Raw genomic sequence first — 16,048 nt, 5'->3', positions numbered from 1 at the left:
AGCGTGTCGGCTCATGAGCTTGCGTGCGGCTCGTCGGGTAGGGCGTTGCGGATCAGGAACACGTCGATCTCGTTTCGGCGGCTGAGAACACGGTGGTGAAGCAAGGGCGGTAGCGGCGGCGACGTGGCGAGACGGGCATCGAGTCGACGGATCTCCTTGTGAAGGGCCGCCGTGTTCTCCGAGGTGAGGGCAACGTTGCGGCAGGCAAATGGCTGGCAGCCGCCGTGATCGGGCAGCCCTTCGCTGCGGCCGCGCTTGGCGCGCTCGCAGAGAGCCTTGGTGTGGTCGTGGACGCAGGTGATGTATTCACCGGGATAGACGCCCGGATCGTTCTTCTTCATGATGCGCAGGAGCCTGTGCCTGTCGAGCACGACTTTGCCCTGGTAGAGGGCTTGATCACCGAGTTCGTCCAGCCGCTGGGCGGCTTCGGTCGCTGCAGGGCCGCCGAGGTGGTGATGCTCGTGTGCGTCGATCATGGTCATGAGGTGCTCACCGCGGGCGAGTGCTTGTTCGCTTTCGACCTCGGCTCGGAAACCGGCCTCGCTGGTGCCCGCGTAGCCCTCGAACATCTGGATGCCGTGGTGGCGGTATTGAACGGCTCCGGCGATGGCTCCGCCCGGCTGACGGGCGATGAACCAGGCCAAGGTGCGTCGGAACTGCCGGGTGTGCAGGTGCCAGACCTGGCCCTTGACGTCGGGAATGACGTCGACGCGATCGTGGCGGGCGCAGAAGGTGTTGATCCAGGTGACGAGGATGTTGAGCTGGATGTTGGTGCTGGTGTTGGTCAGCGCGGTAGTGGCTGAGGACGGTTTGCTGCCCGGTCCGTGCCCAAGCCTCGCGAACAGGTGGTCGACCTCGGGTGGATGCAGCGCTTCGAGGACGCCGATGGCGCGGGTGACCGGTTCGCCGACCACCCAGGTCGCGGGGACGCCTCTCGGATCGTTCTCGCCTTTGAACGCGAGGCTATTGACCTTCCATCGGTAGGCGATGCCGTCGGTGTCGCGTTCGATGCGCACCGAGCCTCGACGGAGGTGCTTGACCTCGCTGTCGCGCATGCCCGACAGGTAGGCGATGACGACGTAGCAGGCGACCTGAAGGTGACGGGCCAGGCGGGCGACACTGTCGGGGTCGTTGTGGTTGGTGGCGAACCCATCGATCCAAGCCCGGCCGTCGAGTTCGACCGAGATCGGGGTGTCGAACGTGGTGTGAGACGAGACGCCGACGACGTCGACAGCAGCGTCCACGAGTTCTTGGTTGCGTTCGATGCTGTGGCGCGCGATGCCGAGCTTGGTCGCGACGAAGTAGACGTTGACCACGCCATTCCTGCCCGGTAGCGGCTTGTTCCGGGCAACGTGGTCGTCCAGGAACGCGGCAAGGACGGAGCGGGCAGCACCAGGGTCGCCGGTGCCTTGGAGACGGTTGGGGTCGCGGAACGCCCTCCATTCCTGATCCGCGGCCAGGATGTCCGGAGAGAACAGGTCAACGAACCGCAGCGACCACGCGACCAGAGGTCCCAGAACCTGCTCTGGAACCCGGTCGGTGGTGTTTTCCCGAGCATGACGCGGTGCTTGTGGCTCTGCCCAGCCCTCGACGTGGAGTGGATCGATGCTCAGCCAGTCGATCGTGAGGTGGCTGCGCCACCGCCAGAAGTAGCGCACCGCCACTCGCGCAAAGGACCGAGCGTTGTGCGACTTCGGCAAGGTCTTGACGAGAAAGCGTTGGTAGCCAAGGAGATCATCGGCGGTCAGCGCCGCCAAGGTAGGTGCGGACTCGTCCGGCCCGGCGCGTTCGGCGAGCCAGTTGAGGAACCGGATGTGTTCGGTGAACAACGTCCGGACCACGCTCATCGCGGGCCGCTTCTCGTGCGCAGGCGGCTCACCGGACAGCAATCCATGACACAAGTCCTTGCATGCCAAGCGATAGCGAGCGGGAATGCGACGGAAGTCGAGGATGTGGGAACGCTCGTGTGCCTGCAACTGCGCAGGGCGCAGCCGCCAGACGTCCTCACCGAGTCGTGCGGTCGACTCCAAGACCGTGCCAGGCATCAGTTCTCGCCCGGCAAGGACGAACGCGTCCTCGGCAAGGGCGGCCGGTGTGGCGGCGGCGGCCTTCACGGCTGTTCCCAGGGTGCTTCGACCAGGTCGAGGAGGGCATCCGCGGACTTGCGGTGGCCGGCTTGTTCGAGTTCCTGGGGGCTGAACTTGGCGAGGATGTCGCGGGTGATGGCGGCCCAGGTCGGGCCGTAGCGGTTCCACCAGTCGGTCTCGGATATGCGCAACCTGCAGGTGTTCAACGCATCGAGCAGGCCGAGCAGCCTCGGGAGGTGATCGGCGGTGACCAGGCAGTTCCCGCAGTGGAAGCAGTCGAGGAACGAGCTGGAGCAGGTGCTGCCGGTCGCGGGATGGTGATCGTGGTCGACGCAACCGGTCCAGGCCGTGTCCAACTGCCCGTCGACGGCCTGCCGGGCGGTCTCTGGGTCGAGTCCGGCCTGTTCGAGCCGGTCGGCCTCGGTCGGCCCTGCGACGACGAGAAGGGCGCCGCCTGCGGCGGTCAGGGCTCGTTCGTGCGCGTCCAGGGCTGCGCGTTCAGCCTCGGAGACGGCATCGGCCATGACCTCGTGCGCCCAGTCGAGCATGGTCGGGTCCGACCGCAGATAGCTGTTGAACAAGACCGGCATGGTGTTGCTGCGTGCAGCGGAGGGCAGATGGCCTCCGAGCTGCTTGGTGCGCCGGACGTCGACGCTGGTCTTGATCCGGTTGAAGGAGACCTTCAGCGCGACCGGGTCGGGCTCGGCGGCCGGTTCGTCTCCCTCCCGTCGAGCCGGTGTAGGCGCAGGATCGGCGAGCACCGGGTCGTGTCGTTCGGCGGCCCATTTCGACAACGCGAGGTCCCGCCCGTGCAGCGTCGCGGAGAAGACCGCGGAGTGCTCGGGGGTTCCGCGTTCGCCGTCGCGGTGTCGGTTGCCCCAGACGCAGAACAAGTGGGGCGAACCGCAGACCGCCCGGCTGCGGGCGGTCAGGGTCAGCAGGAGCAGATAGATCCCGCCAGGGGTGTGTAGTTCCCGGCTTGGCGGCCCGATTTCCCAGGTGACCTTCTCGAACCATTTGCGCGGTCCGCGGCGACGTTTGATCACCTCCAGCTCGACGGCGCGGCCGTCGAGAACGCTGTGGGCAGCGGGCAGCTCCTTGAGCGTTTCGCCGTTGCGGCCGGTGACCGCGGCCAGGAGCACCATCAGCGGCGCCAGGTCCCGAAACGTCAGGAACAGGTGGCTGGCCAGGTTGATCCGCTTCGGCAGCATCACCGCGCCCCAGCCGAGCATGTCGGGGACCGCGCCGGTGTCCGACATGATCGCCAGCGCGGCGGCGAGTTCCCGATCCGCCGCGGCGACCGCGTCGGGGTCCTGTTTGTAGCGGGCGACCAAGTCCTCGCCGGCCTTGATGCGGTCCCGGATCGCGGCGACGTCAGCGCGTGCGGCGGAGACCAGGCGGGTCAGCTCGCCGTTGGAGTAGCCGGGTTCGCCGCCCAGGTGGTTGCGGCCGGGTAACCGCTGCTGCAGGAAGTCGACCACCCCGGTGTCCAGCAGGTGCCCGATCTGCCCGGCGAGCAGGATGCCGCGGACATCGCGGAGATCGGCGTGGCCCAGGTAGACGTTCCCGGCAGCGCGGTGCCAGTAGAACGCCTTGATGTCAGCGAGCGTCAGCCCGTCCGGCGTGAACGGTGGGGACGGGCGTTGTCCGTGGAGGAACCGCATCAGCCTGCCCAGGGCCATCCAGGCGTTCCGCGCCGAGGTCAGCGTCCGCAGGGTGCCCTCCGGTCCGACCCGTTCGGCGAACGCCGACGCCAGCAGTTCGTGCCAACCGGGCAGCGGGAGCCGGCCGAAGGCGAACTCGTGTCGACGGTCGTCGTCCCCGTGGAACGCGACCGTGACACCACCACCGGCCTGTCGCTGGACCGCGGGCGGCGGCTCGTAGTCACCGGTCGGCTGCGCGGTAGGACGCCCGTAACGGGTGCTCCCGCGGCCTGTACGGGTCATGCCGCCCCGCCGGTCACAGTCGGGACCTCGTCTTCGACCGGTGGTGCGTGGGCGTCGCCGAGCTGGGACAGCGGAGTGTCCCGCGGGTCCTCCCAGCCGTCCGGAACCAGAGCCATGCGGGTTTCCATCTCCAGTTCCTGCAAGGCATGCAGGTAGATCCCGGTCGTCATGACCGAGGAGTGCCCCAATCTCCGCCGGACCCAGCCCAGCGGATCGCCGAAGATCCGCGTGTAGTGCCCGCGCTGTTGTGGGGTGAGCTCGGCCAGGTCCGCGAGGTGGCCGCGCTGCAATTGCTCCAGAGTGATCACCGCGAAGGAGTGCCGGAGTAGATGCGGGTGGCAAACCAGCGCCACGCCGTGATCCGAGCAGCGGGCGTTGGCCGTGGCGAACACGCTCTTCCAAGCTGAGACCGTCAGCGGCATCCCGTCCTCGCCGAGCCAGAACAGAGCAGGTTCGAGCCCGTCCTCGGTCTCGATGAACAGCCGTCGCCGTTCCTTCGGGGTCAGCTCACGCAGCTTGATCCGCTGCCGGGCCGCGCTCCCGACCTGGCGCACGACCGTCGGCCGGGACAAGTCCGAGATGACCAGCGGCCGGCGAACGTCGCGGTAGCGTCCCGCCGCCCGCGCGTTGTCGACGACCTCGGCCCGGTCGAACTCCGCATACGACGCCAAGTCCTGGACCACACCCTCCGGTGTGTAGATCCAGCGAGCCGAGAAGTACTTCGCGATCGGTCCCGGCAGCCAGAACCGCTGATAGCCGCCCATCCCGCGCGGGGTCGGGATCTCCAGCACCGTCAGGCTCGACTGCTCGGTCAGTCGCATCCCGGTGCGGACCATCAGATCCGCGTATGTCGCGTTCCGTGACGCCCACCGGCCCCGGAATCGGGTGTTCGGGAGCCCGTCGCTGCCGTAGCCGCGGAGTCCGACGTCGCGCCATCTGCGGTAGGACGCTGGCGGGAGCCATTCGATGCGTTGGCCGTTCTCGTCGTGGGAGTAGGTCGCCGGGACCGTCTCCGACGAGGAACCCCTCCACTGAACCGCGCCGGGTGGTGCCGATCGGCGCCGTCGTTGCGGGATCGGGTTCGCGCGGGCGTGGCCTGCCTTCACGGCCCAGACATAGAACTGGTTGACGTGGGAGACCTCTTGGCTCCAGGTCGTGCCGGCCACCCGCGGCCCGTCCTCGTCCCGGCGACGCCACTGGTGAAAGGCCAGGTGATCGGCCTCGGTGGCATCGCGCCACGAGCGGCCAGACCTCGCGCTCCACAAGAAATCGAGGAACCGCTTCAAGGCTCCGGCTTGGTTCACGCGGGTGTTCTCCGGTGCCCCGACAACCTCGTGAGACAGAAAGTACGAGTTCAGCGCGACGTCGTACTCGAACGACGGTGACAGCAGGTAGGGAGTTCCGTCCGGAACATCCTCGGCGTCCAGGCAGATCGACAGGTCGGACGGCAACCCGGCCAGAAACTTCATCGGTTCGCCGATGGCCGGGAGATCCCGAGCCGTGTAGAACACCTGCCACCTTGATCCACAACTCACTCAGGCAAATTACACGACCTCTAACGGTCAGTGACCATGCGAGTACAACTCACGCTGCATCTGCGGCGTCGAGTTCCCGACGAACCCGGTCACTTCGTTGCTGCGGAAAGAGATCGAGCGTGAGCCACCGCCCCACGAGCGGGTTCTCGCCCGGCGTCAGCCAGACCGGAACCTCGCGGAGCAAACCGCGCAGCGCCATGTCCGAGGTGCCGCCCGAGGCTAGAACGAAGTGATCATGGAAGGCGACAATGAGCTGGGGCCGGTCCTGCAGCAACATCCGCGTATTGCGGTCTGGCCCGGCCATCCGCCAGTCCTTGGGCCGGGCTCGGCGCTCGGCGCGCCAGTCGACCGGATGGCACCTGTGCCGGTCATCTGACAGGCCGCGCCGCTCGCACCACTGGTGAGCCGCTTGATCCGCGCCCGTCGCGGCGCCCTCGATCACGACCAGCCGGTCACCATGCCGAGTCGCAAGCCGATCCAACACAGCCTCCACCGTCCTCGGCCACGGCCAGCGGCGACTTCCGCAAAACAACACCCGCGGCTCGTCCAATTCGAACTTCACAGGTGCCCTCCTGTCCCCACGTGGTCACTGACCGAACGTGCACAATACTGGTCGTGCCAGTGATTTGTCTCCACCAGCACGCGGCCCTCGGTACGCACGAGTTGGTAGCGAAGGGCAGGGACCGCGAATTTGGCGGTCAGCACTTGCCGCATGGCCCAGACCCGCACGCCGGCATCCCAACCGGGCCGAAGGGTCACCCTGCGCCCGCGGCGCTTGCTCTCCCCCGGCGTCGGCGCCTCGAGCACGTGATGCTGCTGGTCTTCGTCGACGGTCTTCAACGCATTGAACGCATGCTCCGCCGAGGCAACCTCGGCGTCCAGGAGCGGCATGAGGAACGGCGTCTGGTCAAAGTTCGACAGGAAAGCGAGCTCTCCGGCGAACATGGGTGACTGATCGAACTGGCCCACGGCTATCACTCCAACTTGTATCCACTCATCTGGCAGGGCGCCCCCGAATCAGCTGTGCTGATGCCTGAGGAGCACCGCTGAGCGCAGAAGGGCAGATGGGTCGCTGGAGCGAGGCTTACAGAGACGCTGGCGCGATCGGAGCGGGCAGCTCACAGCACAATGCCAAGCTCGCCGGCCAGCTCTTCCAACTCTGCCGCGAGCCGGCACAGGTCTGCTGCGGCCGCCGACCAAGCGAACTCAGATGTTGCCTCCAGCCCCATAGCACTCAAGCCCCGTGCAACCTCGCGCACGCACGGCAGGTACTTACGAAGTAGCCGCAGCATCCGCTCGTCCTGCCCGTATCCCAACTGGTAGGGGATCGATCCAGCATTGTCTTTGAGATCGCTGGCCTTGATCAGAACTGCCGGAGTCCGCAACCAGGCCAAAGCCGTCACGTGGTTCTGGTAGCTCTCCAGGTCGACCACAGCAGCAGGGTTCGTGACCTGATGCACGTGCTGCGCCGTCCCATCGCCGAAGAGCCGTGCCAGGCAACCCAGCGCCATCTCGTCTTGACGACCAAATACGCTGCGCAGTTCTCCGAAGCAGTCTTCTACGACATCATGCAGCAGAGCCGCGGCCACGACCTCTGGATCACGCACTCCCCATCGCATCAGCCGTAGCGCGACGCGAAGTGGGTGCTCGATGTACGGCACCCACGGCAGATGACCACGAACGAACCTGGTTTGCCTGCGGTGCAGGAAGGATGCCATCGCAGCGGCGGAGGTGATGAGCTCGCTCGACTCGGGCATGAGTCGGTGAACCTCACGGCCGAGCTCGAAAACGAGCATCGACGGATCCATCTGTTTGAGTGGGACCTGCGGAAAGTCAGTGGGCAGTGCGCTCATGGTTGTGCTCGCATTTCTTTGTGGGAACGAGCTACTCGATGGTCGCTGCTCCCCCGGCGCTGCAACGCAGCGCAAGATGTCCCGTCACCTCGTTCCGTCGCGAAAGCCGATGGCCACATGGCCCCGCCTCACACCAGCCCCGTCGCCCGGACCGACTGTCGCCCCTGAACCCTGGAACGTCATGGCACAGGATCGTCGAGCAAACCACGTCCCGACCACGAGTCTTTGCTGGCTCCTCGCGATCCAGGGGTGTAGGTAGGGACCGAACCGCCTGTCCCGTGGAGCAATGAGGCTATGTCGTCATATTCCGGAAGCCGAGTTTTGGGGCCGCGGAGGTGTATAGGCGAACGTTGATCGCCTGGATGGGCCCGTTGCGGGCGCCGCGGCGGCCGAAACGCGAGCACGTTGGCGGCGCCCAATCTTCAGGGTCAATGTGAACTGGCCCGGGGTTCAGGGGATGTCGGGTCCGCCAGCCTCTGCGAGTTCACCGAGCACGCTGATCACCTCATCGGTGTTGTCTGGAACGGCAGAGCCGACATCAGGAAATGATCCGGGGGCTTCCTCGTCGGCGAGGTGTGGGTACTTTTCAAGAAGGAACCGCCGTCGATACGCAACGTCGGCGGCGTCAACGATCGCCTCTAAGGTGGCCCAGTTGAGGGTGCCGCCAACGAGAATCCCAACTGCGGGCACGACCTTCCCGAGCCCCTGCTTGGTAAGGCGGACGCCGAATGCCTTCGCGAACTGTACGGAGACTCTCGCGACAACTGTCTCGTTCAGGACGGCCCACGTCTTGCCGCGGACGAGCGCCTGGGTGAGCCGCGAGATGTCGGCCATCGCGCTGGTTTTGGCGGTAGCTGACATCGCCGTCCCGGCGTTGACGACTGACATCGCGAATAGCTTCTCGGCAGGCTCTTCGGGATCGTAGCCGTAGAGCAGCGAGATGTGGCCGACGGAGCGAGACGCGAGGCCGAGAACGACTGCGGCGTCGCCGGTGAAGGCGCCGGCGATTGCTGCGCCCGAGGGCGCTGCCGCGGCGCCGCCAGAGGCTGCGGCGACAAGCTCGCCTCCGGAGATCACCAGCCCTGCACCTGCTCCCGAAAGTGCCGCGGCAACCGGGTAATACCAGTTCGCTCCTCGTCCACCGACAGCGTCAATCTGCTCAAGGTCGAGGCGACGCAGGTCAGAGAGCGATGCAACGTCATGTCCGCGCTTCTTGTGGATCGACACCACCCGTTTGGACGAGAGTCCAACTCGCGAGATGCGTCCCACCGTCCGCCGTGCAGACCCTAAAGCAGTGCCGCTCCAGTCGGGGAGGGCATCGGCGGCTATGCGAGCTCCGGTGCCGACTACGTGAGCGCTTCTGGCGGCGACTTCCTGCCCTCGCGAGACGGCCGACTCGGCCCGTGGGTGATCCTCAAGGTACTTCGTGGCGCGCTTGCCGAGGCCTGCGGCACGGCTGGCCATTTGCTCGCCGACGTTTCTCGTCCCTCTTGACAGTGGCCGGCCTTTGAACCGTTGGAAGTCACGCCATGCCGCGAGCTCGTAGTCCGAGGGATCCGCCATGCTGCAAGGGTAATTGCACAGAGGACGAATCAGTAGCTGCCGGCGACGGCGTTGGCCTCGATTGGTCCCAGTCGCTCTGAGGCTATCGATCTGATCGCAAGGCAGACCCCGCCGAATCGGCTACTTCTTGGAGTTGACCTATACCTCCCGCTCGCCCTGGCAGATCCTCCGGAAGCCGAGCATCGCCATCAGCGACCAGACTCTCGTGGATCATCGTTAAGATCCTGATCCGCATGGCGGTATCGAGCTCACCGATATTCAGGAAACCAACATTTTCTTCATCGATCTCACGGATCTCTTCAGCGATCGGTTCACCATCCAACGCGGTCACAAGGTAGCTCATTACAAAGTTGAAAACCCATTGCGGGCCATCCCAGCGCTCACCGCCGCCAAATTCAATCGTTCCGGCCATCGAATCCATCATCTCCAACAATAAATACACGCGGATAGTAGACTGCAAACGTTTCGCGGATTCTCTGACACTGCTCCGGAGTGAACTTCGCGACATCAATTGGCACGAAATCTGCTTTCTCCAGGTGATGCTCCACTTTTTCCTTTAAATTATCCCACTGGCGATCCAGAAACTTTGCAGGAAAATTGCCGATGGCGTCATATGTGCGTCCATCTGAGTCAACCCAGTCGTATTTCTCGTCGGCGCTCTTTGCGCGTTCGAGTTGAACACCTCGCTCGGATTCGATACGCAATGCCGTCTCGGTTTCACCGGGACGGAACTGCTTAACCGCAGGATCGTATCCGAGTTCGTACCTACGTTGAGCCTCATCTTCAGTCGTCACCGAGACATCCGTAGTCAACTGATCGCCGTCCTCGCTGGTCAGCGACCGCTCGAGCCTGACGTCTGGGCTCGCGGATGGTGCAGGGTCAATCGCTGCCAAGGACAAGCCTTCAGATTCATCGGCAGCACGTCCGGCGGGCTGGACGACCTCGCGGCCGATCTCAATGCTCTGTTCGGCGATCTTGGCGCGCGCCGTGGGGTCCTCGGCATCGTCACCGTGCTCTACAGTCTCGTGACCCGCGGGTACCTCCTGCACGCCACCATCGGCATGGCCCTGCCAACGTGCATCGGTACTCGAGGAGCGCTCGGTCTGTTCAGGCAGAGGGGAGAGATGTGGCAGCACCGGCGTATCGGATTGTGGCGCGATCTGTTGAGGTACCGCATCAGGCTCAGCTCGGTCCTCAGAACTGCGGTCTGGGTCACCGAATGGTTCCGGCCGGGAGGCTTCGGAGCGGTCCGTAGAGGGGTCCGAACTGTTCTCAGACTCCGTAGCAGTCGCTTCGACGGCAACTGTTGAGCCAGTCGGTTCGCGATGCACCATATCGGCGGTCGGCTCGTCGCCTGCGGCTTGTTCGTCGCGCCCTCCTTCGATCTGCAGTGCTCGGTCCGCGTTTCCAGTCACGGCCGGCTGCTGATCTTCAGTGATGCTGGCGTCGCCGGATCCCCAGCCGAAGCGTGTAAACGCAGGGTGTTGCAGCATCAATTCGCGCGTGGCCGCAGACACTCGGTCGCCGGCCACCTGAACGCCTGATGTGGCGTCGCCAGAAGAGCGTGGAGTGTCTACCGTCGCTGCGTCTCGCTGACTTGGTTGTCCGGCGGGATCTACGGCATCCCGATCCGGCTGGACCGAGGATTGATCCGGCCGATCTTCCTGGGCCTCGTCCGGCCGTGAAGCAGGCGAGTCATTGCTTGACTCAGCAGGGGTCGTGGATGGCTCCTCGACAGTTCGATCGCCGGCGCCGTTGACACTCTGTGGCCGGCGGTCTGCAAGGTCCTGCTGGCGGTCAACAGCGTCCGAGATAGGCCGCTCGACTGGAGCGTCAGAGCTGGGCGTCTGGCCGGAAGAGTCATCCGGTTCGATGGGTTCGGGTCTTCGTGGCCGGTCCATGAAACTATTCGCCCGCCCCTTCCAGCATCCGGAAGACGTGACGGTGCCATTGCCCAGGCACCGTCAGTTCGTGGGCTGCGGTGATCAGCTGCGAGTACGGATCAGTGCCCGTGGACAGACTGGCGGCGGCCCGAAGGAGCGTCCCATCACCGAGAAACAACGACGGCGAAGCCTTCTCAGGTTGGATTTTTGAGTAAGTCACGATCTGCTCCTCAAGGGTCGATCCCCACAGCTTCACCCCACGAGCCGCCCACTCCTCCGTCAACGGGTGCGGAGCATCAAACGGTCCGGTGTAGGTCTGCAAGGCGTCGGCCACGTCCGCGAACCGATAGGCCCCCGCCTGCCACTCGATCTCAGTGGTCGCGCAGCTGAGCTCTCGCCGCCTCACGATGCCAAGGACAGCCTCGGCCAGATGGTCGATGAGCTGAGCAGGTACGACGTGATGCTCGATCGCCGACGCCCGTCCGGCAACAGCCGCTCCCACGGCCTCGGCAATCGCACGCTCCACCACCGCCGGCGAAACATCATCAAACGCCCAGGGCGATTGCGGCAGAGGCTTGGGGGCAGCAGCCAAATGAGCCACCGTCAGCAACTCGACCCACAAGACGAATCTCGGGTTCTGCTCAAGGAGCTGAGCAACATCAGCGCTCTCGCGAACTGTAGAAAGCCGCGCCCGACGTCCGGCAGCCTTGACCGTCGGCGCTGTGACGGCCCGTCGCTCGCGCGGTTCGCCGAACGGGATGCGAACCCGGACAGGACGGTCCATGCCGTCGGTGAATACAGCGGCCTGACCGGGCGGAAGCGACACGACGGCTCGGGACTGAGGTTCTTCAAGGTTCATGGTGGCGCCGACGGTTTCTCGGTCGTCAGCGGCGGGTAGCCGGTGCAGGATCTTGAGCGCAGAGTTCTTGACGACGTCCGGGATGACCTTGCTGGGGATCTGCTCCGCAACAACGATGCCTTCGCCGTACGCCCGGATCTCGGCGAGCAAGCCGGCAAACATCTCCACTGCGTGACTAGCGGTGCCGTCAGTACTTGCCTTGAGCAAGCGATGCGCCTCTTCGACAACGGTCACGTGGCGCAGGCTGGAAGACGGTCCACGCCGCATGCGAAGGTGTTCGATCAACCGGATCAGTACGACGCCCATACAGAACGCTTTGTCCTGGTCGTCTCCAACGTTCTCGAGCTCGAGCACCACGTTGCGGCTGAGCAGATCAGCAACGTCGAGCGGGTATCCCCCGCCGAGGAACCGGCCAGGCGTCCCGAGGAGCAGCGAGGTCAGGCGGACATCGACGAAGCCGCGGACGTCCGCCGCGAGCTCAGCGCCGTACCCGATGTCGTCAACGACCGCGCGCGCTGTCGTTTGCAGGTCGGCGAGGGACGGGTATTCGGTCCCGCCTCGGCTCAGCGCGAGGTCCCATCCGTACGACGTGTAGCACCGGTTCAGCGCCTGGCTGAGCACCTGTGGAAACGGCTCGTGCGTCTCGAATGCCGCGAGGAAGAGCGCACGGACAAGGTCGAGGTGCGTCTGCAGCGGGAACCCGGCTTCGGGTTCCAGCGGGTTCAAACTCAGCGGTACGGCGTCAGGGTCGCCGAGCCGAATGACCGCAACACTCGAGTCCGAGCCCAACCGGCCGGCCATCGCCGCGTACTCGGCCTTCGCGGGCTCAATCACCAGCCACGGTATGGATGCGTCAGTGAGCCCTTCGAGCAGATGCCGGATCGTTTGCGACTTGCCGGACCCCGTAGCGCCGGCAACGAATGCGTGCCGGTTCAACGTGTCCTGCGAAACCGTCATGCTCCCGACCGCCCGCCCGGCCGCATCAATGACATCGCCCAGCGGGATCCCGTTCGCCGGCGTCTCAGGCGTCAGGTCGAACCGCACCTGTTCGACCACACGAACACCGGCAATCTCACGCACCGGCGGTCGCCCGATCGCAGCAAGCAGCTCACCCGTCGCCGTGAAGCCCGTCGGCTCGGGTGCACTCGCCTCGGCCACGGCCGCTTCAGTGCGAATCGCAGGCTGCGGAGTCAAGGCGTAGGGGGTGGCGTGCAGGTCGGCCACCCCTGCGAAGGTCTGCGCGACAAGTCTCGCACTGTCTTCATCGGCCCCTCCTGCGAGGATCTGCACGGACCACAGGCCGCCTTGTGCGGCGGAGAAGTCGCGGTAGCGGGCGCGGTTGCGCTCCAGCTCGAGCGCGTCCCTTCCTGAGACCTTCTCGCGGTCCAGCCCCATCGTCATCTGCAGATGAAGGTCGTCGAGCAGTTCGGAGCGCTCCCCTGCTCCGACGGGAGCAGCCGTGATCAGCCAGGCGAAGGCCGGCAAGACCTCGGCCATGTCCTCCAACGTTCCGGCTGGTTCGACCTCGGCCTCGGGCAGCGCGGTGAGTACGTCGTGTGCGCCGTTCACCTCTACCCAGTAGGGAAAGTTCACTGAGTCCGCATCGGCAGCTCGTGCGCCGACCGGATGGGAAACTGAACCGTCCACAGGCTCGATCCCCACCCTGACCTCGAGCGGTCCGCCGGCCACCGCGCGAGTCCAGCAGCAACTGAACGGCCGCCCAGCCGATGCCAGCATCATCAGCGTCGGCAACAGCCCGCGCCGAAGCGCGGTAAGGCGTTGCGCCGCATCCGTATCCGGCCCGCCGGCCAGCGGCACCTCGGTGATGCGCCACTGCGGAATCGCGCTGTTCGAGATCATGAATCCCCCAACCGCGGATCGCAGTCGCCGAGCCGCGGACTCGCCGGATCGAGCGGGTCCACCATCACGAAGGCGGTTGGTGACAAGCCCTGCAGCACCGTCGGCTCCATCGAGTACTCGTACGTGCGCTGATACCCGACCGACGTACTCTCCGTAGAGCCGCTCGACTCCGAGCTGGAGATCGCCTCCGACCACGACGTTCCACCCGTGGTCGACGACGAATACTGCTCACCAGACGTCTTGGAACCAGACCGGTGCCGCCGGCTGAACAGCAGCCCGAACGTCGCCTGCCGGCTGTCCGATGTCTGTACGCCGACCGAGTCGCTCGTCGAGGCGCTGTTTCCGCGCGTGGTGCTGTCAGACGTCGACGTGGACGTGTTCGTCCCGTGCGAGTACGTGAACTGGCTCGCCACCAGTCGGTGCTGCCGACCGATGAACGTGGCGGCCTGCTCGGCTTCCTTCGCGTTCCCGAGGCGCATGAACAGCACCGCGTCGCCGCCGCCGAGGAGTTCCACGGCGCTGTCGCGCAGATGCGCGAACAGCAGCACGAGCCGGAGCCCGTTGCGTCGGCAGATGCTGTCGAACCGCTCGAGTTCCGGCCGCGCGACGGCATCCGCTCCAGCGATCACGACGATGCGCTCGCCCAGCCCCGACAACTGTCCGCGCTGGATTCGGACCATCGTGATCTGGAACATCAGGTGCCGCAGCAACGAAGCAGACAGCTCCGACTCACGGGGCGAGAGCTCGAATACCCGCAACGAAACCTCGTCGCCGTCCCACCCGTCCATCGGCTCATCTCCGGTGACGGCAGACAACCGCTGCACGCCAGCAGCCAGCCGGAACAACCGCGCCTCCGCCGTACGCCGCGCAGACTCGCTGAGCAGATCGGCCAGCTTCATGTACTCCGGACGCGTCAGCTCACCCCGCTGGTCCGGCGTTAGCTGCCGCAGCAGCACCTGGAACGCCAAATGAAGCCTCGTGAACGTAACCGGACCATCGGTCAAGCACTCAACAATCTGCTGGACCAAGCTCGCGTCGACACCGCGCGACTCGTTCTGCTCGGGCTCTGCCCCGCGCAGCCCTTCCGCGATCACCACACCGATCTCGTCCGGGCTCAGGCCAGTCAGCGGATTCAGAGCCTTCGCTTCGTTCGGTACGACGGCCGACCGCATCGGTGCGCCGTATTCGCCGGCCATGCGGCGCAGCGGCTCAACGACGGCATCCTGGGTGAGGTCTAGTACCACGAGCCGCCCGCCCGCACTCATCAGCGAGCTGCCCATCGCGAGCAGCGCAGCACGCCAGCCGGCGGCGGTCCCGCCGTACAGGTCGACGCGCTCCTTGGTCACCGGGCCTACCGGCACCCATGGACGCACGGCACGGACCTGTAGCGCCTTCGTCTGCTCCCGCTGGCTCAGCTCCTGCTGCCAAACCTGTACGTCCCGCTCGAACCCGGCCATCGTGGTGACACAGTCGGCCAGCCACCGCTGGTGCTCCTTGACCGCAGCCTGGCGCAGCATCTCCGGACGACCCCAGCGCAACCAGCCGAGACCCACTGCCATCACGGCAGGCATCAGGGCCAGCAAAGGATCGACGGCGACGTAGACCACAGCCGTTGCGGCAATGACTCCCGCCGTCGCCCAGGTCAGGACGGGACTTACCCGGGCTGCAGAAGCACGCTTGGTCTCCAGCGTAGCGAGCGTCGACGGGGGCGGCACGGCGGGAACTGGTGGGTCTTGCTGCTCGACGACTACAACCTCTTGCCCGCGGTACTCCCAGCCCCACTGCTCGGCCTCACGGGTCGCAACGATCGGTTCAGCCATGCGACGCCCCGGTCAGCCGCTCCAGCACCACACCACGCGCCAGGTCGGCGAGGATCGCCTCGGCCTCAGCCACGGTTGCCGTCGCTCGGCTGACTGTGGTGTTCCATTCCGTGTCGTCTGCGACGGTGAACCGTCGACGGCATCCAGCGCAGTGCGTCGCGGACGTGTCGGACCAGGAGGCACAGTATGAGCAGCGGCGCGCCCGCAGCAGTCGCTCCGCTGTGGATAGTCGCCGACGCTCCATCAGCGCGCGCTGCCAGCGGGCTTGTGCCTGCGGCAGGTACTCGACCAGTTGCTGATCGGTGAAATTCATACCGCGCCCGGCCAGGACAGCCGCCGTCAGCCTGGCTGCGGCATCCCGGTGGACCGCGGTCGCCTTCCCGATCGGGCCGACCGTCACCAGTAGTGGGAACCAGCCGAGTGTCTGCAGCCGCAGGGCAGCGCGGCCCCGATTCCAGCGTAGGGACATGCTGGAGCTGTCGTCGGGATCGATTGTCCAGCCGGCTGGGCGTAACGCGCTCTCGAACAAGCCTCGCTGCGGGGCATCCAAGGCGGCATGCGGCAAAAGCAAGTGGGTGTGCTGCCGACCTTCGAGCCCGGCCCGCGTGCCAGCCACAGCATCCTCCCGAAAACGTGCGGTCT

Annotated in this window: 12 protein-coding genes; all 12 read right to left on the bottom strand. The window is 65.7% G+C overall.

Annotated elements, in window-relative coordinates:
* Nucleotides 1-11: 11 nt before the first annotated feature.
* A complete protein-coding gene (locus E1261_RS00435; protein WP_132399900.1) occupies nt 12-2,114 on the bottom strand; it encodes a hypothetical protein in 2,103 nt (700 codons plus the stop codon).
* A complete protein-coding gene (locus E1261_RS00430) occupies nt 2,111-4,033 on the bottom strand; it encodes a hypothetical protein (protein WP_132399897.1) in 1,923 nt (640 codons plus the stop codon). Before E1261_RS00430 ends, E1261_RS00435 begins: the two co-directional genes overlap by 4 nt.
* Nucleotides 4,030-5,544 carry a site-specific integrase gene (locus E1261_RS00425; protein WP_202874226.1) on the bottom strand — a complete coding sequence of 505 codons (1,515 nt, stop codon included), beginning with the start codon at nt 5,542-5,544 and terminating at the stop codon, nt 4,030-4,032. The genes E1261_RS00430 and E1261_RS00425 overlap by 4 nt, the downstream gene beginning before the upstream one ends.
* A gap of 73 nt (nt 5,545-5,617) precedes the next feature.
* Nucleotides 5,618-6,130: an SLOG family protein gene (locus E1261_RS00420; protein ID WP_132399894.1), complete on the bottom strand. Its 513-nt coding sequence runs from the start codon at nt 6,128-6,130 to the stop codon at nt 5,618-5,620.
* Complete coding sequence (locus tag E1261_RS00415; RefSeq protein ID WP_132399891.1) at nt 6,127-6,537, bottom strand: NADAR family protein; 411 nt, start codon at nt 6,535-6,537, stop codon at nt 6,127-6,129. The genes E1261_RS00420 and E1261_RS00415 overlap by 4 nt, the downstream gene beginning before the upstream one ends.
* Before the next feature lie 149 nt (nt 6,538-6,686).
* On the bottom strand, nt 6,687-7,421 hold the full coding sequence (locus tag E1261_RS00410; RefSeq protein ID WP_165952286.1) for an HD domain-containing protein: 735 nt from the start codon (nt 7,419-7,421) through the stop codon (nt 6,687-6,689).
* 450 nt (nt 7,422-7,871) lie between these two features.
* On the bottom strand, nt 7,872-8,984 hold the full coding sequence (locus E1261_RS00405; RefSeq protein WP_238175921.1) for an EcsC family protein: 1,113 nt from the start codon (nt 8,982-8,984) through the stop codon (nt 7,872-7,874).
* Nucleotides 8,985-9,066: 82 nt separating this feature from the next.
* Nucleotides 9,067-9,408: a hypothetical protein gene (locus E1261_RS00400; protein ID WP_157630293.1), complete on the bottom strand. Its 342-nt coding sequence runs from the start codon at nt 9,406-9,408 to the stop codon at nt 9,067-9,069.
* On the bottom strand, nt 9,380-10,516 hold the full coding sequence (locus E1261_RS00395) for a hypothetical protein (protein ID WP_238175920.1): 1,137 nt from the start codon (nt 10,514-10,516) through the stop codon (nt 9,380-9,382). The genes E1261_RS00400 and E1261_RS00395 overlap by 29 nt, the downstream gene beginning before the upstream one ends.
* Before the next feature lie 373 nt (nt 10,517-10,889).
* Entirely contained in the window at nt 10,890-13,586 is a 2,697-nt protein-coding gene (locus tag E1261_RS00390; protein ID WP_132399885.1) for an ATP-binding protein, read from the bottom strand.
* Nucleotides 13,583-15,406 carry a hypothetical protein gene (locus tag E1261_RS00385; protein ID WP_132399882.1) on the bottom strand — a complete coding sequence of 608 codons (1,824 nt, stop codon included), beginning with the start codon at nt 15,404-15,406 and terminating at the stop codon, nt 13,583-13,585. The genes E1261_RS00390 and E1261_RS00385 overlap by 4 nt, the downstream gene beginning before the upstream one ends.
* The gene (locus tag E1261_RS00380; RefSeq protein ID WP_132399879.1) at nt 15,399-16,022 is read right to left on the bottom strand and encodes a hypothetical protein; all 624 of its coding nucleotides are present in this window, start codon (nt 16,020-16,022) and stop codon (nt 15,399-15,401) included. Before E1261_RS00380 ends, E1261_RS00385 begins: the two co-directional genes overlap by 8 nt.
* Nucleotides 16,023-16,048: the final 26 nt, after the last annotated feature.

This window comes from Kribbella albertanoniae, assembly GCF_004348455.1.
Taxonomy (GTDB): domain Bacteria; phylum Actinomycetota; class Actinomycetes; order Propionibacteriales; family Kribbellaceae; genus Kribbella; species Kribbella albertanoniae.
This window is presented reverse-complemented; position numbering and strand designations above follow the sequence as displayed.